The sequence below is a fragment of the Brachybacterium sp. SGAir0954 genome, from assembly GCF_005490785.1.
Classification (GTDB): domain Bacteria; phylum Actinomycetota; class Actinomycetes; order Actinomycetales; family Dermabacteraceae; genus Brachybacterium; species Brachybacterium rhamnosum.
This window is the reverse complement of sequence record NZ_CP027295.1, coordinates 1,645,323-1,667,101: the sequence shown is the minus strand read 5'-3', so window position 1 is coordinate 1,667,101 and position 21,779 is coordinate 1,645,323. Positions and strand designations below refer to the sequence as shown.

The 21,779-nt window shown below is 71.2% G+C and carries 25 protein-coding genes and 1 pseudogene; 13 read left to right on the top strand and 13 right to left on the bottom strand.

Going from position 1 to position 21,779, the window contains the following annotated elements; all coding sequences use genetic code 11:
- The first annotated feature begins 236 nt into the window (after positions 1–236).
- The 3 genes from C1N80_RS07525 to C1N80_RS07515 are packed head-to-tail and all read left to right on the top strand — an operon-like array spanning position 237 to position 2,269.
- Positions 237–944 (top strand): MSMEG_4193 family putative phosphomutase, encoded by a 708-nt coding sequence (locus C1N80_RS07525; RefSeq protein WP_205750689.1) that lies wholly within the window; start codon positions 237–239, stop codon positions 942–944.
- Between the two features lie 9 nt (positions 945–953).
- On the top strand, positions 954–1,502 hold the full coding sequence (locus tag C1N80_RS07520) for a DUF3090 domain-containing protein (RefSeq protein WP_137770201.1): 549 nt from the start codon (positions 954–956) through the stop codon (positions 1,500–1,502).
- On the top strand, positions 1,502–2,269 hold the full coding sequence (locus C1N80_RS07515) for an SCO1664 family protein (RefSeq protein WP_137770200.1): 768 nt from the start codon (positions 1,502–1,504) through the stop codon (positions 2,267–2,269). The genes C1N80_RS07520 and C1N80_RS07515 overlap by 1 nt, the downstream gene beginning before the upstream one ends.
- 75 nt (positions 2,270–2,344) lie before the next feature.
- Here C1N80_RS07515 and C1N80_RS07510 read toward each other — a convergent pair whose 3' ends face one another.
- Positions 2,345–2,764, bottom strand: coding sequence for a hypothetical protein (locus tag C1N80_RS07510; RefSeq protein WP_137770199.1), 420 nt, complete (start codon positions 2,762–2,764; stop codon positions 2,345–2,347).
- 175 nt (positions 2,765–2,939) lie between these two features.
- Here C1N80_RS07510 and C1N80_RS07505 point away from each other — a divergent pair, with 175 nt between their 5' ends.
- Complete coding sequence (locus C1N80_RS07505) at positions 2,940–3,119, top strand: hypothetical protein (RefSeq protein WP_370297266.1); 180 nt, start codon at positions 2,940–2,942, stop codon at positions 3,117–3,119.
- 12 nt (positions 3,120–3,131) lie between these two features.
- Here the strand turns inward: C1N80_RS07505 and C1N80_RS07500 are convergent, their stop codons facing one another.
- Both C1N80_RS07500 and C1N80_RS07495 read right to left on the bottom strand, forming a co-directional pair.
- On the bottom strand, positions 3,132–3,653 hold the full coding sequence (locus tag C1N80_RS07500) for an AAA family ATPase (protein ID WP_137770198.1): 522 nt from the start codon (positions 3,651–3,653) through the stop codon (positions 3,132–3,134).
- 174 nt (positions 3,654–3,827) lie between these two features.
- The gene (locus C1N80_RS07495; protein WP_137770197.1) at positions 3,828–4,466 is read right to left on the bottom strand and encodes a helix-turn-helix domain-containing protein; all 639 of its coding nucleotides are present in this window, start codon (positions 4,464–4,466) and stop codon (positions 3,828–3,830) included.
- A 175-nt stretch (positions 4,467–4,641) separates the two neighbouring features.
- Here C1N80_RS07495 and C1N80_RS07490 point away from each other — a divergent pair, with 175 nt between their 5' ends.
- Complete coding sequence (locus C1N80_RS07490) at positions 4,642–5,388, top strand: alpha/beta fold hydrolase (protein WP_240811265.1); 747 nt, start codon at positions 4,642–4,644, stop codon at positions 5,386–5,388.
- Between the two features lie 128 nt (positions 5,389–5,516).
- Positions 5,517–6,425 (top strand): alpha/beta hydrolase, encoded by a 909-nt coding sequence (locus tag C1N80_RS07485; protein ID WP_137770196.1) that lies wholly within the window; start codon positions 5,517–5,519, stop codon positions 6,423–6,425.
- 137 nt (positions 6,426–6,562) lie between these two features.
- On the opposite strand, the pseudogene C1N80_RS15990 reads toward C1N80_RS07485, so the two are convergent.
- The 8 genes and pseudogenes from C1N80_RS15990 to C1N80_RS07450 form a co-directional block, all read right to left on the bottom strand.
- Positions 6,563–6,649 (bottom strand): annotated as a pseudogene (locus C1N80_RS15990) (ATP-binding protein); the annotation flags it as partial.
- 284 nt (positions 6,650–6,933) lie between these two features.
- Positions 6,934–7,806: a carbohydrate kinase family protein gene (locus tag C1N80_RS07480; RefSeq protein WP_137770195.1), complete on the bottom strand. Its 873-nt coding sequence runs from the start codon at positions 7,804–7,806 to the stop codon at positions 6,934–6,936.
- Positions 7,807–7,810: 4 nt separating this feature from the next.
- Positions 7,811–8,077, bottom strand: a complete 267-nt coding sequence (locus C1N80_RS07475) for a hypothetical protein (protein WP_137770194.1) — start codon at positions 8,075–8,077, stop codon at positions 7,811–7,813.
- Positions 8,078–8,260: 183 nt separating this feature from the next.
- A complete protein-coding gene (locus C1N80_RS07470) occupies positions 8,261–9,013 on the bottom strand; it encodes an alpha/beta fold hydrolase (protein WP_240811291.1) in 753 nt (250 codons plus the stop codon).
- Positions 9,014–9,661: 648 nt separating this feature from the next.
- Positions 9,662–10,054, bottom strand: a complete 393-nt coding sequence (locus C1N80_RS07465; RefSeq protein WP_137770192.1) for a VOC family protein — start codon at positions 10,052–10,054, stop codon at positions 9,662–9,664.
- Positions 10,055–10,334: 280 nt separating this feature from the next.
- Positions 10,335–10,775, bottom strand: coding sequence for a hypothetical protein (locus C1N80_RS07460; protein ID WP_137770191.1), 441 nt, complete (start codon positions 10,773–10,775; stop codon positions 10,335–10,337).
- Between the two features lie 49 nt (positions 10,776–10,824).
- Positions 10,825–11,910 carry a redox-regulated ATPase YchF gene (gene ychF, locus C1N80_RS07455; protein WP_137770190.1) on the bottom strand — a complete coding sequence of 362 codons (1,086 nt, stop codon included), beginning with the start codon at positions 11,908–11,910 and terminating at the stop codon, positions 10,825–10,827.
- A gap of 90 nt (positions 11,911–12,000) precedes the next feature.
- Positions 12,001–12,651: an NAD(P)-dependent oxidoreductase gene (locus C1N80_RS07450; protein WP_137770189.1), complete on the bottom strand. Its 651-nt coding sequence runs from the start codon at positions 12,649–12,651 to the stop codon at positions 12,001–12,003.
- Positions 12,652–12,828: 177 nt separating this feature from the next.
- On the opposite strand from C1N80_RS07450, the gene C1N80_RS07445 reads away from it, so the two are divergent.
- Both C1N80_RS07445 and C1N80_RS07440 read left to right on the top strand, forming a co-directional pair.
- Positions 12,829–13,191 carry a helix-turn-helix domain-containing protein gene (locus tag C1N80_RS07445; RefSeq protein ID WP_137770188.1) on the top strand — a complete coding sequence of 121 codons (363 nt, stop codon included), beginning with the start codon at positions 12,829–12,831 and terminating at the stop codon, positions 13,189–13,191.
- Between the two features lie 61 nt (positions 13,192–13,252).
- Positions 13,253–14,464 (top strand): DNA recombination protein RmuC, encoded by a 1,212-nt coding sequence (locus C1N80_RS07440; RefSeq protein WP_137770187.1) that lies wholly within the window; start codon positions 13,253–13,255, stop codon positions 14,462–14,464.
- 70 nt (positions 14,465–14,534) lie between these two features.
- Here C1N80_RS07440 and C1N80_RS07435 read toward each other — a convergent pair whose 3' ends face one another.
- Positions 14,535–15,539 carry a 4-hydroxy-3-methylbut-2-enyl diphosphate reductase gene (locus C1N80_RS07435; RefSeq protein WP_137770186.1) on the bottom strand — a complete coding sequence of 335 codons (1,005 nt, stop codon included), beginning with the start codon at positions 15,537–15,539 and terminating at the stop codon, positions 14,535–14,537.
- Positions 15,540–15,716: 177 nt separating this feature from the next.
- Between C1N80_RS07435 and xseA the strand changes: the two genes are divergently transcribed.
- The gene (gene xseA, locus C1N80_RS07430; protein WP_137770185.1) at positions 15,717–17,021 is read left to right on the top strand and encodes an exodeoxyribonuclease VII large subunit; all 1,305 of its coding nucleotides are present in this window, start codon (positions 15,717–15,719) and stop codon (positions 17,019–17,021) included.
- On the top strand, positions 17,018–17,299 hold the full coding sequence (locus C1N80_RS07425; protein ID WP_240811264.1) for an exodeoxyribonuclease VII small subunit: 282 nt from the start codon (positions 17,018–17,020) through the stop codon (positions 17,297–17,299). Before xseA ends, C1N80_RS07425 begins: the two co-directional genes overlap by 4 nt.
- Before the next feature lie 24 nt (positions 17,300–17,323).
- Here C1N80_RS07425 and C1N80_RS07420 read toward each other — a convergent pair whose 3' ends face one another.
- Complete coding sequence (locus tag C1N80_RS07420) at positions 17,324–17,965, bottom strand: DUF4245 domain-containing protein (protein WP_137770184.1); 642 nt, start codon at positions 17,963–17,965, stop codon at positions 17,324–17,326.
- A gap of 56 nt (positions 17,966–18,021) precedes the next feature.
- On the opposite strand from C1N80_RS07420, the gene C1N80_RS07415 reads away from it, so the two are divergent.
- The 3 genes from C1N80_RS07415 (at position 18,022) to C1N80_RS07405 (ending at position 21,746) form a co-directional block, all read left to right on the top strand.
- Positions 18,022–18,933, top strand: coding sequence for a carbohydrate kinase (locus C1N80_RS07415; protein WP_137770183.1), 912 nt, complete (start codon positions 18,022–18,024; stop codon positions 18,931–18,933).
- Between the two features lie 63 nt (positions 18,934–18,996).
- A complete protein-coding gene (locus tag C1N80_RS07410; protein ID WP_137770182.1) occupies positions 18,997–20,412 on the top strand; it encodes an aspartate ammonia-lyase in 1,416 nt (471 codons plus the stop codon).
- 50 nt (positions 20,413–20,462) lie between these two features.
- Positions 20,463–21,746 carry a hypothetical protein gene (locus C1N80_RS07405; protein WP_137770181.1) on the top strand — a complete coding sequence of 428 codons (1,284 nt, stop codon included), beginning with the start codon at positions 20,463–20,465 and terminating at the stop codon, positions 21,744–21,746.
- The last annotated feature ends 33 nt before the right edge of the window (positions 21,747–21,779 follow it).

The window sequence follows — 21,779 nt, the reverse complement described above, 5'->3', positions numbered from 1 at the left end:
CGACCCGGGGCGCGCACGGCATGACCCTGGGGGTGCCGGGGGCGCACCGATCCATCGCGCGGGGGGGGGCACGGCCTCTCGTCATCGACCATGCCGCGGCGTGCGGCGCCGGCCGGGTCGAGGGAGAAGTGCTCGATCCACGCAACGTCCCGGCCGGGCGACGCGGACGGGGCCGTCTCCCCGAGCTGACGAGCAGACGGTGACGCGGACCTCGACCGCATCGCTAGGCTGGAGGCATGGCGACGGTTCTCCTCGTGCGACACGGTCGCACCACGGCCAATGCGACGGGACTGCTGGCGGGTCGGATGGCCGGTGTCGGTCTGGACGATCTGGGACGCGACCAGGTGGTGCGGACCGGGGACAGGATCGCGGCCGTGCCCGTGTCCGCGGTGGTGTCGAGCCCCCTGGATCGCTGTGCGGAGACCGCCCGGGCCATCGTGGATCGACAGGCGGGCGCCCCGCTCACCTCGGTCGACGTCGATCTCACGGAGTGCGACTACGGCCGGTGGCAGGGGCGCCGACTCGCGGATCTCGCGACGCAGGATCTGTGGCAGACCGTGCAGGCGCAGCCCTCCGCCGTCATCTTCCCCGGCGGTGAATCCCTGGCAGGGATGCAGAGCAGGGCGGTGGCCGCGATCCGTCGCCACGATGCAGCCGTCCAGGCCGAGCACGGTCCGGGGGCGGTGTGGGTGGCGGTGAGCCACGGCGACATCATCAAGTCGGTCCTGGCCGATGCGCTCGGCATGCACCTGGACATGTTCCAGCGACTCGAAGTGGGGCCCGCCTCGGTGTCGATCGTGACCTACGGGACGAGCAGGCCGAGGGTCTGGGCGACCAGCACCGACTCCGGGGATCTCTCCTGGCTCGCGACGAGCGTCCCCTCCGGCGATGCACCGGTGGGCGGCGGTGCAGGCGCTCCCACCGCCGATGGCCCCCGGGCCTAGGATTCTCACATGACCGACGTGCCCGCACATCTCCATGCGTTCGACTGGCCGGACCGGGTCGTCATCGGGACCCTCGGGCGTCCCGGTGCCCGGACGTTCTACCTCCAGGTGCGCACCGGGGCGCAGATCATGAGCATCGCCCTCGAGAAGGAGCAGTCCGCACTGCTCGCGATGAAGGTCGACGAGGTCCTCGACCAGCTCCGCGCCGTCGAGGGCAACCCCTACAGCGTGCCCACCGGCACGCCCGTCGAGCTCGTCGACAACGATCCGCTCGACGCCGTCCAGGAGCAGTTCCGGGCCGCGACCATCGGCATCGGCTGGGACCCCACCACGGCCCAGCTGATCATCGAGGCGCAGCCGCTCCCCGCCGACGACGTCGAGCCCGACGAGGCCGGAACGGCGGAGTCCGAGATGCTTCGGGTGCGGATCCCGGTCGGCGCCGCCCGGGCATTCACCCAGCGCACCCGCGAGGTCGTGGACGCCGGGCGTCCCCTGTGCACGCTCTGCGGCCATCCCATCGACCCCGACGGCCACACCTGCATCATCCCCGAGTCCTGATGTCCGCGCCGGACCTGGTGACCGACGAGCTGGTGCTCACCGGTCGCCTCACGACGGCGTCGAACGCGACGTTCCTCGCCGCCATCGGCGAGACGGTCGTCGTCTACAAGCCGGTGGCGGGCGAGGCCCCGCTCTGGGACTTCCCGGGCGCCACCCTGGCCCGTCGGGAGGTCGCCGCCTACCTGGTCTCCGAGACGCTCGGCTGGGACGTCGTGCCGCGCACCTGGCTGCGCGACGGCCCATTCGGCGAGGGGATGGTGCAGCTCTGGCAGGAGCAGGATCGCAGCCAGCATCCCGTGGACCTGGTCCCGACGGACCATGTGCCGGCCATGGGCTGGCGGAGCGTCCTCGAGGGGCTCGACCAGGACGAGCAGCGGATCACCCTGGTCCACGAGGACACTCCCGCGCTGCGCCGCATGACGGTGTTCGACGCGATCGTCAACAACGCCGACCGCAAGGGCGACCACATCCTCGCCATGCCGGGCGGACACCGCTTCGGCGTCGACCACGGGCTCACCTTCCATCACGAGGACAAGCTGCGCACGATCCTCTGGGGGTGGCTCGGCGAGGCTCTGGACGACGAGGAACTGGACGGCATCGGCCGCGTCCTGGACGCGCTCGACGGTGAGCTCGGCCAGCGCCTCGGAGAGCTGCTCAGCGCACAGGAGCTCGAGGCGCTCACAGAGCGGTGCGCACGGCTGCGGGCCGACGGGCACTTCCTCGCCCCGAGCGGCGACATGCCGGCGGTGCCGTGGCCGCTGTTCTGACGGCCTGGGCTGCGACGACCGGGAGCAGGCCAGTCGTAGGACCGGAACTCCAGCGAGTCCCTGCACCGCAGGACCTCATGACCGGAAGTACCGGGTGTTCTCTTCCTCCTCCTCCGGGGAGAGGAGCATGCCCTCGTGTGTCACGGTCGCCCCGAGCATCGCGCCGCGCCGGTCGAGGAAGATGACGTCGACGTCCCCCAGCCCCGTCCACTGCTCGCCGCTCTCCGGGTCGGGGAAGAAGCAGCCGAGGCTCTCGATCGCACGGATGATGTCCCTGTCATACGCATAGCTGCGCTTCACCACGTCAGGGCGAGACCGCACGTAGTACCCGTTACCGGGCCCGACACCGACCGTCCTGACCGACTGAAGGTGGGACAGGAGCTCGAGCAGCGAGTGCTGGTCGTCGCCATTGTTGAAGACGAACTCGATGCGCGCCGTCCTCGGTCGCATCGACTGCATCCACGCTGACTGTTCCGCGAAAGAGGGAGTGGTCACCGGCTCAGCCTAGCGAGGACGAAGAGCCGGGCATCGAGGCGCCGCACCCGATTGGCTGATCCCACGACACCGGCCGACGAGGCGTCACTCGCAGGCTTGCTTCATTCAAGCCAGGAACTCGATCCAGGACAGCCTCGTCGGCACATGGACGCTCGGTGCGTACGAGACCGAGGACGTGGCGTGCGGCGATGTGGCCCACCCGCTCGTTCGCAGCGCGACCGGCCCGATCATGCACGCCGCGGACGGATACATGTCGGTGCAGATCAGCGACGGCGGCCGCGCCCTCAAGGTGACGACCACCGCGTGGGTCCGGCCCTCCAGCGCCGACAGGACGCCGGTCCCCCTGGCGCCGTAGGGGCGCGGCACGTCATCCAGAGCCGAGCCGCGTGGCGAGAAGATCCGCGACGTCATCGGCAGTCCGCCCGCCCGTGTCGATCTCCACCACGGCATCGGACCACACGGCATAGTCCGCGCGGCGCTGCTGCACGTCCGCCCAGGTCGGCTCACCGACATGCTCGAGGCCTCGTTCTCTGCCCCGGAGTCTCCGCCGATGCTCCTGCTCCTCCGCGAGCACGAGGTGCACGAACTGGAGGTCAGCGCCTGTCCGCTGTGCGGCGGTGCGCCAGGTCTGCCGGGCCTCGTCGCTGTCGTTCACCGCATCGACGACGACGTCGTGGCCGAGCCGGAGGTTCAGCTCGGCCATCGCTCGCGTTGCCTCGTAGGCAGCGACCCCGACCTCCCAGCCACGCGGCAGACCGCAGGCGAGGAGCGCGTCCTCGACCGCGTCGATGGACAGGTGGACCGACGCCGTCCGCGCCGCGAGGATCTCGGCGACGCTCGTCTTCCCGACCCCTGGGAGGCCGGAGAGCACGACCAGGCGCCCGCTCATCCGAGCGCCCGTGACGTGATCGTCGCGACCCGCTCCCCCGGGACGCCCTCGATGAGGACCGCCCTCAAGCGGGTCGGTGCGATCGGGTCAGTGGTGGTCACCGATCCGCCCCTCCCCCCTGCGGCGCCGCGGGACGCGGAGGACCACAACGCCTCCGCGGATCCGCTCCTCCCCTCATTCTCTTACCGACGCATCGAGTGGGACATGAAATGCGCGGACGAACTCCTCGACCAACGACGTCGGCCCCTCGCAGTCGATGCCGCCGGAGCTCAGCGCCGCGTCGACGTCACCATCGGCGAGCAGGCGACGCATCCCCGGGCCGCCGAGGCGGAGATCCGGATCGGGCGACGTCCCCTCGGCGACGCTGACACCGGTCTCCCCCACTCTCGCGGTCGCCACGGCGGGTCCGACCGCCACCTCGACGCTGAACGGCTCGACCGTCGTGTCGGTGCGAGCTGCCAGCAGGGCAGCGGCCAAAGAGCTGTCCGTGGGTCGCTCGCCCTCCCGCGGGGCATCCATCCGCCGCGCCGCCCACCGGCCGATCGCGAGGAGGATCGGCTCGAGGTCCCGCCCGTAATCACTGAGCCGATAGACGACGCCGCGGCCCGCGACGGCGCGCTCGACCACCTCGGCCCGCTCGAGGACGCCGAGTCGCGTGGTCAGGATGTTGGAGGGGATGCCCGGGATCCCCGTCCTGAGCTCGTTGAAGCGTTTCGGGCCGACGAGCAGATCGCGCAGGATCACCAGCGTCCACCGCTCGCCGAGGACCTCGGCGGCTCTGGCCAGGCCACAGTACTGACCATAGGTCTTCATGATTGACAGTCTAGGATCGAAAGTTCACTATCGCAAGTGTAGTTGTTTTTCTGAACTTCCCAGTCGACGACGAGAGGGCGCGATGACGACGTACGAGACGAACGGCGTGAGGCTCGGGGTCGAGCACTTCGGGGATCCCGCCGCACCGCTGCTCCTGTGCGCAGGAGGCACCACCATGCTGTCCTGGCCCGACGAGCTCTGCACAGCCCTCGCGCGGGGCGGCCGGCACGTCGTGAGCTACGACCTGCGAGATTCCGGCACGTCGACCACCATCGACCCCCAGAATCCGGCATACACGCTGCGGGATCTCGCCGCAGATGCCGTGGGTCTCGCCCGCGCGCTCGACGATCGGCCCGCCCACCTGGCGGGCATCGGGGTCGGAGGCCTGGTCGCCCAGGTTGCCGCCCTCGATCATCCGGACGCCTTCTCGGCACTGACCCTCGTCGGGACACGACCGCTCGCCCCTGGGCCCGTCGACGCAGATCTGCCCGACCACGACAAGGCGACGATGGCTCGGCTGTTCTCCCGCCGCAAGCCCGACTGGTCCGATCGCAGCGCGGTGGCGGAGTACGCGGCGGGCACCGCCGACATCCTCGGCGACGACCCTGCGGCCGCCCCGTCGCTCGCCGCACGCGTATGGGACCGCACTCCGGGCGCGCAGCCCGCTGTGCACATGGCGAATCAGCTGGGGATGACGTTCTCCAGGCTCGACTGCCGACCCCGCTGGCGGGAGCGTCTCGCCGACCTCGCCCTGCCTGCGCTCGTGGTGCACGGCCGTCGCGATCCGTTCTTCCCCGTCGGCAACGGTGAAGCCCTTGCGCGAGAGATCCCCGGCGCACGCCTCCTGGTGCTCGAGGACGCGTCGAGGGCGATCCCCGACGCGGCCACGGCCGAGGTCGCGGCGGCGATGCTGAGCCTGTGACGAGCCCCCGCTCGACGTGTCGCGACCCTCGGCGCGCGCCAGTCTTCCTCGATCCGTCGGGCGGCGTTATCCTCGGCGCCGAGCGTGGAAACCGCGTTCCCCCGGCGCATCTTCCGAATGGAGAGCTCATGACCATGGCCTCGACCCCCAGCAGTGACCCCGCAGTGCCCGAGAAGCACGGGATGACGCCGATCGCGGTCCCCGCACAGCCGGACGCCATCGAGCTCGGAACCGAGCCGTTGCCGGGCGCATCGGTACTGGAGTCCTGGCACAGCGAGTACGGCAGCGTGTTCGCCCGCAATGTCGGCATCGCCACGCTCACGCCGTTCCTGCCGGATCCGGCCACGGCGACGGGCACCGCCGTGATCGTGGCTCCGGGCGGAGGGTTCATGTCCTTGTCCATGGAGAACGAGGGGTGGGACGTTGCCCGCGCGCTCGCGGCCCGTGGTGTCGCCGCTTTCGTGCTGAAGTACCGGCTCAAGCCGACCCCGGCGCACCTCGACGACTTCGCTGCAGCGATCAGGGAGATGCTGGCCGGACCGATTCCCTCTCACCGGCACGACCCCGCCACCGCGCTCGGCGCCCTGGACCCGCAGATCGCCGACGCCCACGCAGCGTTCGCGCTCGTGCGCAGCCGAGCGGCCGAGTGGTCGATCGATCCCGAGCGCGTCGGCATGGTCGGCTTCTCCGCCGGCGCCATGCTCACCGTCGCCACCGCTCTTGTCGGCGAGGAGGCGAAGCCGGCCTTCATCGGCGACATCTACGGGCCGCTCACCGCGTTCGAGGTGCCCGACGACGCGCCGCCGCTGTTCATCGCGCTCGCCGCGGACGATGGCCTGATGGACCCGAGCGGGTTCCCCCTGGTGGAAAACTGGCGCGCCGCCGGGCGGCCCGTGGAGCTCCACTTCTATGAGCGGGGCGGGCACGGATTCGGCATGTACCCGAAGGAGACGACCAGCACCGGCTGGTTCGAGTCCTTCGCCAGCTGGATGCGGATGCACGGCCTGCTCGAGCGTTCTGGGGCGACGTCCGCCTGAGGCGACCTGCTCCTGCGAGACGCCGACCGCACGCCGGGGCTCCACCCCGATCCCTGGTGCGGAGTCGCAGCTCCCGCTCTCTCGTCCGTGAGCTCGAGGTGCACGACGTCGAGCCGTGCGCCCGTGCGCGACGCCGCGGTCCGCCAGGTCTGCCGAGCATCCTCGCTGTCGTTCACCGCATCGACGACGACATCGTGTCCGAGGCGGAGGTTCTGTTCGGCTATCGCGCGAGCCGCTTCGTACGCAGCGACCCCGACCTCTCAGCCTCGCGGTAGACCGCAGGCGAGGATCGATGCGCTGCCGCGCCGACATGCTCACCACCGAAACCCCCGAGAACAACAGCCGGCTCCTCATGACCGCCTGACCCAAAAGCCACCACTCAAAGGGACTTGACCCAGACCACTCGAGGTGCGCGGAGAGGGCGCCCCACAGCCCCAGAGGTATACGCCACGAATGGCAGAATATGCCGAACTACGTCTGTGACCAGCACGTTCTGAGGGTCGAGAGCTCAGCCCTCGGCTCGGAGCGCGGGATGCAGATGCTCGCCCTCGATCGCGACCCGCGCCTGCGCGGCCGCGGCGGAGAGCGCGGAGGGGATGCTCTGTCCGCGCAGCGTCGCCGCCAGCAGTCCGGCCATGAAGGCATCGCCGGCGCCGTTGGTGTCCACGACCTCGGCCGGCACCGCTGCGACCTCGTGCCGCGTCCCGTCGGCCTCCAGGGCGATCGCGCCCTGCGCGCCGAGGGTGCAGACCGCGAGTCGAGGACCGCGTGCGACGCAGGAGGCGAGCAGCGCCCAGGCGTCGTCGGTCGCATCGGCGTTCATCAGCACGACCTCGGCGGCCCCTAGGAAGGGCTCATGGAATGCCGCGGTGCCGTCGTAGTCGTGCAGGTCGGTCCAGATGCTGGGACGGCGCGGGGAGCGCTCGAGATCCCGGAGCACGGCGAGCCCCAGCTCCGAGAGGTCCAGCACGGCGACGTCGGCCGCGAGCGCCGACGCGGTGGCGGAGGAGACGTCATCGGCCGACGGGGCCGACGGGGTCGCGACGTACAGGGAGACCCGCCCGTCCCGCGCCATGAGGTTCACATGCCTCTCGGTGCGCTCGCTCCCGACCGCACGCAGATCGACACCGGCACCGGTCAGCAGCGCGGCGATCCGCCCGCCGTCCTCGTCGGTGCCGAGCGGCGCATGGAGCACCGTGGGGACGCCGAGAGCGACGAGATGCGCCGCCTTGCCGGCCGACGTGCCGCCGACGGTGTGCCAGGCGCTCTCGGCGAACTGCATGTGCGGGACCGGTTCGGGAAGGCGGTCCAGGGAGATCAGGTGGTTCCAGGAGGCGGGACCGCAGACGACGACAAGCGAGACCGGGTCAGGGGTGCTCATCGGACTATTGAACCCCATCGCGGGAGGCGAGGATGCGGAAGCGTCTCTGCGTGACACGGATCGGACGGTCCGCGTCGAGCGCGAGCAGGCGCTCGGCCTCGAGATCGCGCACGATGCACCCCGAGGAGACCTCCGGATACTGGGGATCGGTGCCGAACCACTCGTGGATCTCCTCGGCGTCGGCGCCGTCGACCTGCTGGGTGAGCAGATGACCTCCGGGGGCCAGGACCCGAGCGATCTCGCGCGGACCGATCGCCTCATGGCGGGGCATGACCAGGTCGCTGCACTGCCCGCGGCCCCGGCCCCGGCCCCGGGGATGATCGTCGCGAGCTCCTGCGATCCACCATAGCGCGGGCGCTCGAACTCCAGGACGTCGCCACGACGGGGAACGCATGCACGCCTCACCAGGCCAGACCGGCCTCCGGGCTATGGTCCCTCACCGCGCACGGCCGACTCAGCTGCCTCTCCGCTGGTCATCCAGCAACTGTTCGATCTCATCCGAAACCTCGTCCAGGAGGACCTGGAAGCCGGGCTCCTCGAGGGGGAAGTGGCCGCAGCCCGGAAGCATCACGACCCGGGTCTTGCCGCGAAGCCGACCAAGGTAGTCGAGGCTGAGCTCCGGCATAGTCCAACGATCCTCGGCCGGATGCAACAGCACGACCGGTGGTCCTTGGTATTGCTCGGGTGGAATAGCCGGACCCGCCTCGAGGAAGGAGCGGTACCAGCCCACCGGCATCGCGCCACCGCCGCCGCACGGGTCGGTGAGCACTGCATGACTGAGGCCAGGGTCGTTCGAGATCGCAGACATAGGGGTCAGCACGCGGAACGGGATCCGTGGTTTCGCCGCTGGCCCCCGGGCGAACTGCAGCAGTGGCAATCCCAGCCGCGCTATCCACGGGGATCGCACGATGGCGGCAGCGATGCCCGGCCGAGTCGGGTCGAGCAGGCAGGTCGCGATGACCCGGTCGGCCAGTCCGGTCACTGCAGCGGTGTCGACCGCGAGGGCACCACCCATGCTCGCTCCGACGAGGACCAGTGGCCGCTCGTCATGCTCGCGACCCACGAGATCGACGAGCAGCTGCTGCCAGTCGCCATAACTGACGCTGCGGCGTCCACGCCGCACCCGGATCGTTCGCCCGTAACCGGGCAGATCGACCACCGTAACCCGAGCGCCCAGGCGACTCAGGTGTGCAGCATAGGGCCACATCGCCGCCGCGTTCCCTCCCGCTCCATGGACCAGCAGCATTCGGACCGGAGCCGTCGGGGCACCCACGTGCTCGATGTGCAGGTCCCACGAACCACCCCCGTCCGGCGCCTCCCACCTCCACGATGAGGCCCCCCGCCGCACTGGTGCTGGGACGAGGCGTACGAAAGGCTCGTACCGGCGGTCCGTGGAGTCGAGTCGGCCAGTCCGCGCCGGTGGCACCTTCGCTCGACCCTTCGAAAGCGCCCCATTCATACCCGCAATGTTACGGGAGTGCCCGGTGTCAGGGACTGATGCGCAGGTAGGTGGGTCAGAAGCCTGTATTAGACATTGAACCTGAATTCAACCGAGTTCCGGTACATACCAACCTGTCACTGTGCAGTAAGGGTGCAACTCCGGGGTACAGATCCACAGAGGGTCACCGGGGATCTCACTCAAGGCTGACACAGAGGGCTTACGCCGACTTCGACACGGTACTGATTACTGACAGCGAGCGAAGCTGTGCGCGTCGGCTCCGATCCGTAAGTGCGAGCGCACCAAAGGTTTAGTTCGAGAAGCGGAACTCCACCCCATTCCGACACCGAGCGATCTCTTCCGCCACTGTCGTTGTGCGGGCCAGCACTGATGAGCCGCGTCTTCGCTCACCGGCGGTCAGACAACGGTGTGAGCGGACTCGTCGCCCTCCGTTCGAGCGCACACCATGAGCAGGTTCCCGTCAGGATCCCGGAACTGGACGAAGGCCACGCTCCCGATGTCGACGACGTCCGAGGCGAGTTCGGCCCCGAGATCGCGCACATGCGCCACGACTGCGCCGAGGTCATCGGCCCACCAGAAGAAGCGTGGCGGACCGTCCGGCGTGAACGGCGCGTTCGCGTCCAGAGCAAGGCCGGGGCCCGGTTCCATCGGGACGTCGACGATCGTGTCGTCATGCGAAGGCTGGGACACCTCCGCACCGAGCAGCCTGCCGTACCAGTCGGCAGAGCGGTGGATGTCCCGCACCGGGATGAAGACTTGGCCGATCTCGCGGCGTATAGGAGTCGTCACCGCTCAATCGTATGGCAACGCGTCTCGCGGATCGGCTCGCAGGGCCGTCATCCAGCTGTCCACCGACACGAGCGGACCCGGGAGGACATGGACAAGGGCAGCAACGCGGTGACCAAACGCAGAGGAAGCGCATCACACCACGCGCAACCGGAGGATATACGGCAAAACGAAATTCCACCAAGTTCCGGCACGGAGCAGCCTCTGGAGAGAAACCACCGCGTCGGGTGGGCGGCCCGCGGGCACCGCGGACAGCCCACCCCGGACCGCGACGTTCTCGAGGTCACGACTCCCGCCGCGCACGGCGGAGGCGAGGAATGATCTCGACGGCGATGACCGTCACCGTGCAGAAGAGCCCCAGACCGAGTATCAGCCAGCCGATCCTCCATGCATCATCCTCGTCCACCACACGCGCGCCGACGCCGCTTTTCCCCGGGAACACCCAACCGACGGTGTACGCCGGGTCCAGCAGCAGGACCAGCCCCCATCCGATGAGCATGAACCACACCGCACACGACGCCACCTGCGCGACCAGCATCGGCGTCACCGCGGACCGCGGCAGAAGCAGCAGAGCAGGCGCCGTCGAACCCACCGACGTCAGAGCAGCACAGGCGACGAACACGCCCCAGATGCCCCAGGACCAGGCCATCGCGCACCCGCCGACCGCCAGCGCCGCCGTGGCAGCGACGATCGCCCAGTGCTTCCTGGCGAGACGCAGCTGCATCCGCCTCGATCGCCCGGGGATCACTCACGCACCGCCGTCCGTCAAGATGTCAGACGTTGAAACGGAACTCCACCACGTCGCCGTCCTTCATGACGTACTCCTTGCCCTCCATGCGGACCCAGCCCTTGGCCTTGGCGTCGGCCATGGAGCCGGCCTCGAGGAGGTGGTCGAATGAGACGATCTCCGCCTTGATGAAGCCGCGCTCGAAGTCGGTGTGGATGACGCCGGCGGCCTGCGGGGCGGTCGCGCCCTGCGGGATGGTCCAGGCGCGGGACTCCTTGGGGCCGGCGGTGAGGTAGGTCTGCAGGCCCAGGGTCTGGAAGCCCACGCGCGCGAGCTGGTCCAGGCCGGACTCCTCCTGGCCGGTGGACTCGAGCATCTCCTTGGCCTCGTCCTCGTCGAGCTCGATGAGCTCCGCCTCGAACTTCGCGTCGAGGAAGATCGCCTCGGCGGGGGCGACGAGCTTGCGCAGCGCGTCCTGGGAGGCGGTGTCGGCGAGGCCCTCCTCGTCGGTGTTGAAGACGTAGATGAAGGGCTTGGCGGTCATGAGCTGCAGCTCGCGCAGCTCGGCGACCTCGATGCCGGCCTTCTCGGCGCCCTGGAAGAGGGTCACGCCGGTCTCCAGCAGCGTCTGCGCCTTCGTCACGTTCTCGAGGACGCTCGCCTCGATGACGCCGCGCTTGGTCTCCTTCTCGAGCCGCGGCAGCGCGTTCTCGATGGTCTGGAGGTCCGCGAGGATCAGCTCGGTGGTGATGATCTCCATGTCGCCGGACGGGTCGGTGGAGCCGTCCACGCGGGTCACGTCGGGATCGGCGAAGGCGCGGGTGACCTGGCAGATCGCGTCGGCCTCGCGGATGTTGGCGAGGAACTTGTTGCCGAGGCCCTCGCCCTCGCTGGCGCCCTTGACGATGCCGGCGATGTCCACGAAGGAGACGGTCGCGGGCACGATCTTCTCGCTGCCGAAGACGCCGGCGAGCTGCGCGAGGCGCGGGTCCGGGAGCGGGACGACGCCGACGTTCGGGTCGATCGTGGCGAACGGGTAGTTCGCCGCGAGGACCTCCGCGCGGGTCAGGGCGTTGAAGAGGGTGGACTTGCCGACGTTGGGCAGTCCGACGATTCCGATAGAGAGAGCCACGGGAGGTGATTCTACGGGGCGGGCCGCGGGGCCCGGGAGCGGATCCGGTGAGCCACCGGTCTCACTCCCGGGCCGGGTCCTGCTGACCGCTCAGTAGGCGACGTGGAAGCGGGCGCGGTGGTGCGCGGGCTTCTCGACCTCGTCGACGATGGCGACGCCGAGATCCTCCGCGGAGAGCGCGGAGTTGCCCTTCTCGTCGACCAGCAGCACCTCGTCGCTCACGCGGTAGCTGCCCGTGCGCTCGCCGGGCGCGTAGGCGCCGAAGCCGCCGGCGGGGCTGACGAAGAACCAGTCCAGGCCGGAGGCGTCCGCACGGAGGTCCTCGAGGACGTCGGTGAGCTCCTTCGCCTCGGGCTTGAAGGCGTCGGGGAAGTCGGGGGTGTCCTGCACCCGCGGGCCGCCCTCGGCGACGAGCGTGGAGCCGGCGCCGCCGACGACGCCGAAGCGTGCGCCCTGCTCACCCGCGATGCGTGCCGCGGCGGCGTAGGCGGCGCGGAGCGTGCCGGGCTCGGCGAGGTCGCCGCGGGGCGCGGAGGCGGCGATGACGACGTCGGCCCCCTTGGTGACCTCCTGGAGGAGGGTCTCGTCGCGCAGGTCGCCGGCGCGGTGCGCGGCGCCCTCCGGGAGCGAGGCCGGGGCGGTGCGGGAGACGGAGAGGACATCGTGGCCGCGGGACGCGGCCTCCGTGACGATGCCGGTACCGGCGTAGCCGGTCCCTCCGAGGACGACGATGCGAGCCATGTGCTCTCCTTCCGGGCGCCCTGGGGCGCCACTGATGATGATCACCCACAGCACATGCCATGGACCTCGATGCTCACTGTAGGTAACCTAGTCTCCATTGGGAAGTAGGCACTTTCCGGTAACCGTCCCCGCGCCGCCGCCCCGCCGGCTCCGCCACTCCCCTCGGAGGAGACCCCGATGACCGTCCTCGACGTCGACCCCTACGCGCGCGCCTGCCCGTCCCGGCAGCTCCTGGACCGCATCGGCGACCGCTGGACCGTGCTCGTCATCAACGCCCTCGAGGACGGGCCGCAGCGCTTCTCGCAGATCGCGCGGCGCGTGGACGGCATCTCCCAGAAGATGCTCACGCAGACCCTCCGCGCCCTCGAGGCCGACGGTCTCGTCGAGCGCACCGTCTACCCCGAGATCCCGCCGCACGTGGAGTACGAGCTCTCGGCGCTCGGCCGCTCCCTGCTCGAGCCGCTCGGCGCGCTCATCACCTGGGCCGTCGAGAACCTCGGCGCCGTCCAGAGCTCCCGGGAGCGCGTGGCCGCCTCCTGAGCGCCCCACGCGAACGGCGCGGCAGGCGTCGTTCGTCGGGCCACCGTGGTCTGCTGGGCGGATGGACGCCCTCACCGTGATCCTCATCCTCCTGGCCGGCGCCGCGCTCGGCGCCGCCGTGACCTGGCTGCTGCTGCGCGAGCGGGTGCGCGCCGCGGAGGCCGGCCACGGCCACCGGCAGGCGGAGTCCACCGCCCTGCTGGACCTCGCCGGGGAGCGCTTCGAGCGGGACAGCGCCCGGCGCGAGGCCACCGAGCACGCGCGGGACGCGCAGCTCACCCGCACCCTCGCCCCGATCTCCGAGTCCCTCGCCCAGGTGGAGCGGGCGCTCGCCCGCACCGAGCAGCTGCGGTCGCAGACCGACGGCGCCCTGCGCCGCCACCTCGGCGAGCTCGCCGAGCGCACCGAGCGGCTCGACGCGGGCACCCATGCGCTGACGACGGCCCTGCGCGCCCCCACCTCCCGCGGCCGCTGGGGCGAGGTGCAGCTGCGCCGGATCGTCGAGGCCGCCGGGATGCTCGAGCACGTCGACTTCACCGAGCAGCACGCGGGCACGAGCGCCGGCGGCGAGCGCGGGCAGCGACCGGACCTCGTCGTTCATCTCGCGGGGGACCGGCACGTCGTCGTCGACGCGAAGGCCCCGATGGACGCCTACCTCGACGCGATCGAGCAGACCGACCCGGACCACGCCGCAGGTCGCCGCCGCGCCCACGCGAAGGCCCTGCGCGGCCACGTCGACGCCCTCGCGAAGAAGTCCTACTGGGCCTCCCTCGGGGACACCCCCGAGTTCACGGTGATGTTCGTGCCGAGCGACGGCGTGCTCGCCGCGGCGCTCGAATCGGATCCCGGCCTGCTCGAGCACGCCTTCGCCAAGGACGTCGTGATCGCCTCCCCCGCGACGCTCGTCGCGCTGCTTCGCACCGTCGCGCACACCTGGCGCACCGACGCGCTGAACAAGGACGCCCGCGAGGTGCTCGAGGCGGGCCGCGAGCTGCACCACCGGCTCGCGACGCTGAGCGGTCACCTCGGCAAGGTGGGCCGCTCCCTGGACTCCTCCGTCGCCGCGTTCAACGACGCCGTCGGCTCGCTGCAGTCCCGGGTCATGGTCACGGCGCGCCGCTTCGAGGACCTGGGCCTCACCGCCTCCTCGATCGACGAGGTCGACCAGCTCACGCGCCGCTCCCGCAGCCTCGGCGAGGACGAGATCGCGGACCTCGCCCGCGGGGAGGGGGCCGACGGTCGCGACCCCGGGCGGGAGAACCGCGCGGGCTGAGGCGCCAGGATCCGACGCCAGGGGCCGCTCCGGGATCAGAACCCTGGGCTCTGCGCCCAGGGCCTGCCGCTCAGGACTCCGCGGTCGCGCGGTCGCCCGACGGGCGGGTGCGGCGGTCCGTCTCGCCGGCCGCCTTCATCTCCTGGCGCAGCTCGCGCGGCAGGGAGAACATGAGGTCCTCGGTCGCGGTGCGCACGGGCTGCACGTCGCCGTAGCCGCGCTCGGCGAGCTCGGCGAGCAACTGCTGGACCAGCACGTCCGGCACCGAGGCGCCGGAGGTGACGCCCACGGAGCCGACGCCCTCGAACCACTCCTCGCGCAGCTCGGAGACGTCGTCGATGCGGTGGGAGGCCTTCGCCCCGGCCTCGAGCGCGACCTCCATGAGCCGCACCGAGTTCGAGGAGTTCGGGGAGCCGACCACGAGCACGAGATCCGCGTCCGGCGCGATCTTCTTGATCGCGACCTGGCGGTTCTGGGTGGCGTAGCAGATGTCGTCGCTCGGCGGCGCCTGCAGGGTCGGGAACCGCTCGCGCAGTCGGTCCACGGTCTCCATGGTCTCGTCGACCGAGAGCGTGGTCTGCGAGAGCCACACGACCTTCTCCGGGTCGCGCACGGTGACGTGCTCGACGTCGTCCGGGGAGTTGACGATCTGCACGTGATCGGGCGCCTCGCCGGCGGTGCCCTCGACCTCCTCGTGGCCGGTGTGGCCCACGAGCAGGATGTCGTAGTCCTCGCGGGCGAAGCGCACGGCCTCCTTGTGCACCTTCGTCACGAGCGGGCAGGTCGCGTCGATCGTGCGGAGGTTCCGCGCCTCCGCCATCTCGCGGACCCTCGGGGAGATGCCGTGCGCGGAGAAGATGACCAGGGCGCCCTCGGGCACCTCGTCGACCTCCTCGACGAACACGGCGCCCTTCTCCTTCAGGCGGTCCACGACGAACTTGTTGTGCACGATCTCGTGGCGCACATAGACGGTCTCGTCGTAGTGCTCGAGGGCACGCTCGACGGCGACGACGGCGCGATCGACGCCCGCGCAGTACCCGCGGGGCTCGGCAAGGAGGACGGTTCCGGTGCTCACCGCTCCATCGTAGGAAACCTGCAGGCCCCGTGGCACGAGGGTGCGCCATGCCTCACCACACCTCCACATCACGCGCCGTCCCGGCACCCCGCGCCGATCGTTCCTCCCCAGTGCCCGTTCGTCCCCCGCCGGCGGTGGCGGGCCCGGGGTGTCCGCCGCGCGTGCCAGAGTGGACCCATGACCGAGCCCCTCCCCGAGCAGTCCGCGGCCGCCCCGCGGCCCGCGCCCGCCGCCACCGCGGCGGAGACCACGCCGGAGAACCCGTGGCCGCTGCGGCAGCTGTCGGTGAAGGTCGGCGAGTACGTCTCGCGCATGTCCCCGATCTGGGTCGAGGGACAGATCGTCCAGCTCAACCGGCGGCCCGGCGCGGGGCTCTCCTTCATGACCCTGCGGGACGTCGACGTCGACATGTCCTTCTCCGTCCCGGTGCGCGAGCACGTGCTGCGCTCCCTCCCCGTGGAGCCCGTGCCCGGCGCGCGCGTGGTCGTGCACGCGAAGCCCACCTTCTGGACCAAGCGCGGCAGCCTCCAGCTCGAGGCGGACGACATCCGCCCCGTCGGCCTCGGCGAGCTGCTCGCCCGGCTCGAGCAGCTGCGCCGCAGCCTCGCTGCGGAAGGGCTCTTCGAGGCCTCCCGCAAGCAGCCCCTCCCCTTCCTGCCCCGCACCGTGGGGCTCATCTGCGGCCGCGAGTCCGCCGCGGAGCGGGACGTGGTCGTCAACGCGGAACGGCGCTGGCCCGCCGTGCGCTTCGCGATCCGCGAGGTCGCCGTGCAGGGTGCGCGCGCCGTGAAGGAGGTCTCCGCGGCGCTCACCGAGCTCGACGCCGCCCCGGAGGTCGACGTCATCGTCATCTCCCGCGGCGGCGGCTCCCTCGAGGACCTGCTGCCGTTCTCCGACGAGCAGCTCGTGCGCCTCGTCGCCGGCGCCCGCACCCCGATCGTCTCCGCGATCGGGCACGAGGTGGACACCCCGCTGATCGACCTCGCGGCGGACGTCCGCGCCTCCACCCCCACCGACGCCGCGAAGCGCGTCGTGCCGGACATCCAGGCCGAGCGGGACCAGCTGACGCTGGGACGCACGCGGCTGCGCGCCGCGATCCGCACCCGCATCGACCGGGAGCAGAGCGCGCTCGAGGCGATGCGCTCGCGTCCCGTGCTCGAGGACCCGAGCTCGATCCTCTCGGGCCGCGAGGAGGAGATCCGCTCCCGCATCGCGCTCGCCCGCACGCTCATGGGCTCGCGTCTGGACCGCGCGCGGGACGAGGTGGTGCACCTGGGCCGCCAGGTGCGCGCGCTGAGCCCGCTCGCGACCCTCGAGCGCGGCTACGCCGTGGTGCAGACGCCCGACGGCGGCATCCTCCGCTCCCCCGACGACTCCGCCCCCGGCGACGCGCTGTCCGTGCGGGTGGCCGGCGGTCGCTTCGGCGTGGAGCGCACCGCGCAGGACCCCTACATCCCCCCGACCCACGAGGAGACCTCATGACCAGCCCCGATGCATCCGTGGAGCCCGTCGAGCCGAGCGGCGAGGACCAGGCCCCGCTGCCGGAGGACGTCGCCACCCTCAGCTACGAGGCCGCCCGCGACCAGCTGGTCGACGTGGTGCGCCGCCTCGAGTCCGGGCAGGGCGGGCTCGAGGACTCGATCGCGCTGTGGGAGCGGGGCGAGATGCTCGCCCGCCGCTGCCAGCAGTGGCTCGACGGCGCCCGCGAGCGCCTGGACGACGCCGTCGCCGCACGCCGCGGGGGCGAGCAGGAGCGCTGATCGCGGCCGGTCCTTCGACCCCGCTCAGCCGATCGAGGTGAGCGCCGCCTCCATCACGATGCGCAGCTCCTCGGGATCGGCCTTGCCGTGCACGAGGATCCCGAAGTCCTCCCCCTGGCAGGCGATGCCGTTCTGGGTGCCGCCCTCCCCCTCCCCGGTGAGGACCTGGCACGCGGCGCCGGAGATCGTCGTCTCCTCCTGGACGGTGGAGCCGGGGATCTGCGCGGAGAGCAGCTGCGGGGTGACCTCGCCCTGCTCCTCGAGGGACACGAGGTGCCCGGCGGGGGACGTGTAGCCGATCGTCCACGCGGCCGGGTCCGCTCCGTCGAGGCGGGCGCTGCGGGCTGTCCAGCCGTCCTCGAGCACCGGGTGCGCGACCGGGAAGTCCACCTCGGCCTGGGCGCGCTCCGCGCTCGCGGCCACGTCGAGCCGCGAGTTCTCGGGGACCTCCCGCTGGAGATCGTTGCCGACGCCGAAGAACGCGACCGCGAACAGCGCGACCACGGCCATCATGATGCCGAGCGCCCACGTCATGTTGCGCAGGGACGTGTTCTTGCGCGAGGGGAGCTCGTAGTTCGAGGTGCGCGGTGCCTGCTCCGGGTCGCCGTCCGGGGCCGCCGCCGTCGCGACGGAGCGGTCAGGGGAGTCCTCGGGCTGGGCATGCATGTCCCCCATTGTCACCCGTGTTCGCCCCTCCCCGCGAAACCTGCGATGATCACCCGGTGACAGCGAGATTCCTCATCGCCGGAGAAGCCCTCACCGACATCGTCGTCCAGTCCGACGGTGACCGTCAGGAGCACCCCGGCGGCTCCCCCCTGAACGTCGCCGTGGCCCTGGGCCGCCTGGGACACGACGCGCACCTGCTCACCCGCATCGGCTCCGACGAGCGCGGCGCGGCGATCCGGGCGCACGTCGAGCAGTCCCACGTGCTGCTCACCGGCGGTGCGATCGTCGACGCCCCCACCTCCACGGCGGAGGCGGTGCTCGACGCGACCGGCGCGGCCACCTACACCTTCGACCTCGTGTGGGACCCGGACCCCTCCGGCCTGCCCGAGCGGATCGACGCCGTGCACACCTCCTCGATCGCCGCCGTGCTCGCGCCCGGCGCCGCGACCGTCGCCGAGGTGCTGCGCCGCCACCGCGCGACCTCCCTCATCAGCTACGACCCCAACGCGCGCCCCACCCTCATGGGCGATCCCGCGCGGGTGAGGCCGATCGTCGAGGCGAACATCGCGCTGAGCGACATCGTCAAGACCTCCGACGAGGACGTCGAGTGGCTCTACGGCACCGACGACGTCGAGGACGTCGTCGCGTCCTGGCGCCCCCTCGGCCCGGCCGTCACCGTGCTCACCCGCGGCGGCGAGGGCGCGGTGGGCTTCACCGACGCCGGCCGCGTGCAGGTCGCCCCGGAGCGCGTCGAGGTCGTCGACACCGTGGGCGCCGGGGACACGTTCTCCGCCGGCCTGCTCGACGCCCTCGCCCACCGCACCCTGCTGGGTCCCGAGCACCGCGAGCAGCTGCGCGAGCTGCCCTCCGACGAGCTCGCCGGCGTGCTGCGCCGCGCCGCCCGTCTCGCCGCGGTGACCGTGTCCCGCGCCGGGGCGAACCCGCCCTGGGCCCACGAGCTGGCCTGACCCACCCCGCCCCGCGGGGCACCGACCACCATCCCGAACGAGCATCTACCAGGAGGTTCCTCCATGTCCCAGACCGTCAGCGCCGCCGATCAGGACGGGTACCGCATCGAGCACGACACCATGGGAGAGGTGCGGGTGCCGGCCTCGGCGCTCTACCGTGCGCAGACCCAGCGCGCGGTGGAGAACTTCCCGATCTCCGGCCAGGGCCTCGAGCCGGCGCACATCCACGCCCTGGCCCAGGTGAAGAAGGCCGCCGCCCGCGCCAACAAGGAGCTCGGCGTCCTCGACGGGACCCTCGCCGACGCGATCGTCGCCGCCGCGGATTCCGTCATCGCCGGCGAGCACGACGACCAGTTCCCGGTGGACACGTACCAGACCGGCTCCGGCACCAGCTCGAACATGAACATGAACGAGGTGCTCGCGACCCTCGCCTCGCGCGGCGACCTCGAGGTGCACCCCAACGATCACGTGAACTGCTCGCAGTCCAGCAACGACGTGTTCCCCACCTCGGTGCACGTCGCCGTGACGCAGGGCGTCGTCGAGCACCTCCTCCCCTCCCTCGCGCACCTCGCCGAGGCGCTCGAGGAGAAGGCCGAGGCCTGGAAGAGCGTCGTGAAGTCCGGCCGCACCCACCTCATGGACGCGACCCCGGTGACGCTCGGCCAGGAGTTCGGCGGCTACGCGGCGGCCGTGCGCTACGGCATCGAGCGGGTCGAGGCGGCCCTCCCCCGCACCGCGGAGGTCCCCCAGGGCGGCACCGCCGTCGGCACCGGCATCAACACCCCCGTCGGCTTCCCCCAGAAGGTCATCGCGAACCTCGCCGAGCAGACCTCGCTGCCGCTGACCGAGGCGCGCAACCACTTCGAGGCGCAGTCCACCCGCGACGGCCTCGTCGAGATGTCCGGCGCGCTGCGAACGATCGCCGTGTCCGTCACGAAGATCTGCAACGACCTGCGCTGGATGGGCTCCGGCCCCAACACGGGCCTGGGCGAGATCGCGATCCCGGACCTCCAGCCCGGCTCCTCGATCATGCCCGGCAAGGTCAACCCGGTGATCCCGGAGGCCGTGCTCATGGTGTGCGCGAAGGTCGTGGGCAACGACGCGGCGATCGCCTGGGGCGGCGCGCAGGGCGCCTTCGAGCTCAACGTGCAGATCCCGCTCATGGGCACGAGCCTGCTCGAGTCGATCCGTCTGCTCGCCAACGCCGCCACGGTGCTCGCCGACAAGACCGTCTCCGGTCTCACCGCGAACGAGGAGAAGGCCCGCTTCTACGCGGAGGCCTCCCCCTCGATCGTCACGCCGCTGAACAAGCTGATCGGGTACGAGTCCGCCGCGAAGATCGCCAAGCACGCCGTCGCGGAGCGCATCTCCGTGCGCGAGGCCGTCATCGCGCTGGGCTTCGTGGAGCGCGGCGAGCTCACCGAGGAGCAGCTCGACTCCGCCCTCGACGTGCTCTCCATGACCGCGCCGAAGGCCTGAGCGGTGCCCGTGACGCCGCATCGCCGCCTTGCAGCGGTGCGGCGTCACGCATGATGAGTCCTCGTGAGGGCGGGGCCCCTCCGCCCACGGTGCAGCCGCTGCCCGTGCCGCCGCCTCTCGCACTGCTGCGCGCTGTCTTCACCGTCGCCGCATGGTCGATCACCGCAGCGCCGCTCACCTTCCTGCTCCTCCCCGTCGTCTTCCTCATCGGGGCCCTCCAGACCCTCGGCGGTGGGACCGACTTCTCCGAGACGGACCTCGGCGACGGCGCGATCAGCGCGGTGTTCGCGGGCATGGCACTCGTCTCCGGCATCGGCCTCACGGTCACGGTCCTGCTCTGGCTCCTGCTCCCTGCCGTCGAGATACGACTGGCGGAGTCCGTGGCCGCGCAACAGGCGATCTCCGCCCAGGACTGTCGTCGCTTCGAGCGGACGGCCGCACAGCGGCTGGCCGTCCTGCTGCTCGCCCTGTCCCTGCTGGTGCTGTGCGCCGGCGTCGTGATCGCCGTGTACGGCTTCATCGCCGACGAACCGGATCTGGGCGGACGTTGGACCGCGCTGCTCATGGTCGTCCCCGGCGTGCTCATCACGGCGCTCACGGTCGGCCTGTGGCTCGCTGTCGCACCTCGCGCCTCTGCACGTCTGCAGTCGCTCCGCCGGAGATGGCCCGTCGTCACGTCCCGGCCCGAACCGATCGACGTCGTCGTGGCGCGCGAACGCGCCGAACGGGGTCTCGAGGGCCGCAGGGTCACCGCAGGGCGGCGACGCGCTGCCCCATCGGGCACCGCGAGCCGGAGGCTGCCCGTCCCTGTGCTCCTCATCGGGCTCGCCGTGGTGGCTTTGATGATCGTGGACCGGACCGGGGAGAACGGGGCGATCACGGTCCTGCTCATGGTGCTGCTCTCCACCGGGATCGGCATCCTGATCGTGCGGGCCGCGAGGAGGGCGTTTCGCCGTGCGCAGCAATGGGACTGGGCCACGTCCCTCGAACGCACCGGCACGGCGACCGTCATCGACTACCGGCGGCGGCATCCCTGGACGGTCCTCGCGTCGACGCTCGCAGTGATCGGGGCTCTCACCCTCGGGGGATCCCTGTCCTTCCGATGGCTCCCGACGGCGATCCTCGGGAGTGCGCCGGGCATGCTCGGGATCGTCCTCGGGATCATCGGGGCGGCGACGGCCGCTCTGGCGATCGTGGTGAGCGCGATCGAACACCGGCGGACCAGGGAATGGCGCGCACGCTTCCTCCGCGCGCATCCGGAGACGGACCCGGTGTGGACCCCGGATCTCCTGCACCCCGGCCTGCAGGAGATCAACGGCTGGCTCAACGGATAGCCGCCCGTCCCACGCTTCCGGGGCGGGCGGCCC

Coding starts and splice junctions, on each gene's coding strand:
- C1N80_RS07525 (WP_205750689.1), top strand. CDS start 237: ATGGCGACGGTTCTCCTCGTGCGACACGGTCGCACCACGGCCAATGCG.
- C1N80_RS07520 (WP_137770201.1), top strand. CDS start 954: ATGACCGACGTGCCCGCACATCTCCATGCGTTCGACTGGCCGGACCGG.
- C1N80_RS07515 (WP_137770200.1), top strand. CDS start 1,502: ATGTCCGCGCCGGACCTGGTGACCGACGAGCTGGTGCTCACCGGTCGC.
- C1N80_RS07500 (WP_137770198.1), bottom strand. CDS start 3,653: ATGAGCGGGCGCCTGGTCGTGCTCTCCGGCCTCCCAGGGGTCGGGAAG.
- C1N80_RS07495 (WP_137770197.1), bottom strand. CDS start 4,466: ATGAAGACCTATGGTCAGTACTGTGGCCTGGCCAGAGCCGCCGAGGTC.
- C1N80_RS07490 (WP_240811265.1), top strand. CDS start 4,642: ATGCTGTCCTGGCCCGACGAGCTCTGCACAGCCCTCGCGCGGGGCGGC.
- C1N80_RS07485 (WP_137770196.1), top strand. CDS start 5,517: ATGACCATGGCCTCGACCCCCAGCAGTGACCCCGCAGTGCCCGAGAAG.
- C1N80_RS07480 (WP_137770195.1), bottom strand. CDS start 7,806: ATGAGCACCCCTGACCCGGTCTCGCTTGTCGTCGTCTGCGGTCCCGCC.
- C1N80_RS07475 (WP_137770194.1), bottom strand. CDS start 8,077: ATGCCCCGCCATGAGGCGATCGGTCCGCGCGAGATCGCTCGGGTCCTG.
- C1N80_RS07470 (WP_240811291.1), bottom strand. CDS start 9,013: ATGTGGCCCTATGCTGCACACCTGAGTCGCCTGGGCGCTCGGGTTACG.
- C1N80_RS07460 (WP_137770191.1), bottom strand. CDS start 10,775: ATGCAGCTGCGTCTCGCCAGGAAGCACTGGGCGATCGTCGCTGCCACG.
- C1N80_RS07450 (WP_137770189.1), bottom strand. CDS start 12,651: ATGGCTCGCATCGTCGTCCTCGGAGGGACCGGCTACGCCGGTACCGGC.
- C1N80_RS07445 (WP_137770188.1), top strand. CDS start 12,829: ATGACCGTCCTCGACGTCGACCCCTACGCGCGCGCCTGCCCGTCCCGG.
- C1N80_RS07440 (WP_137770187.1), top strand. CDS start 13,253: ATGGACGCCCTCACCGTGATCCTCATCCTCCTGGCCGGCGCCGCGCTC.
- xseA (WP_137770185.1), top strand. CDS start 15,717: ATGACCGAGCCCCTCCCCGAGCAGTCCGCGGCCGCCCCGCGGCCCGCG.
- C1N80_RS07425 (WP_240811264.1), top strand. CDS start 17,018: ATGACCAGCCCCGATGCATCCGTGGAGCCCGTCGAGCCGAGCGGCGAG.
- C1N80_RS07420 (WP_137770184.1), bottom strand. CDS start 17,965: ATGCATGCCCAGCCCGAGGACTCCCCTGACCGCTCCGTCGCGACGGCG.
- C1N80_RS07410 (WP_137770182.1), top strand. CDS start 18,997: ATGTCCCAGACCGTCAGCGCCGCCGATCAGGACGGGTACCGCATCGAG.
- C1N80_RS07405 (WP_137770181.1), top strand. CDS start 20,463: ATGATGAGTCCTCGTGAGGGCGGGGCCCCTCCGCCCACGGTGCAGCCG.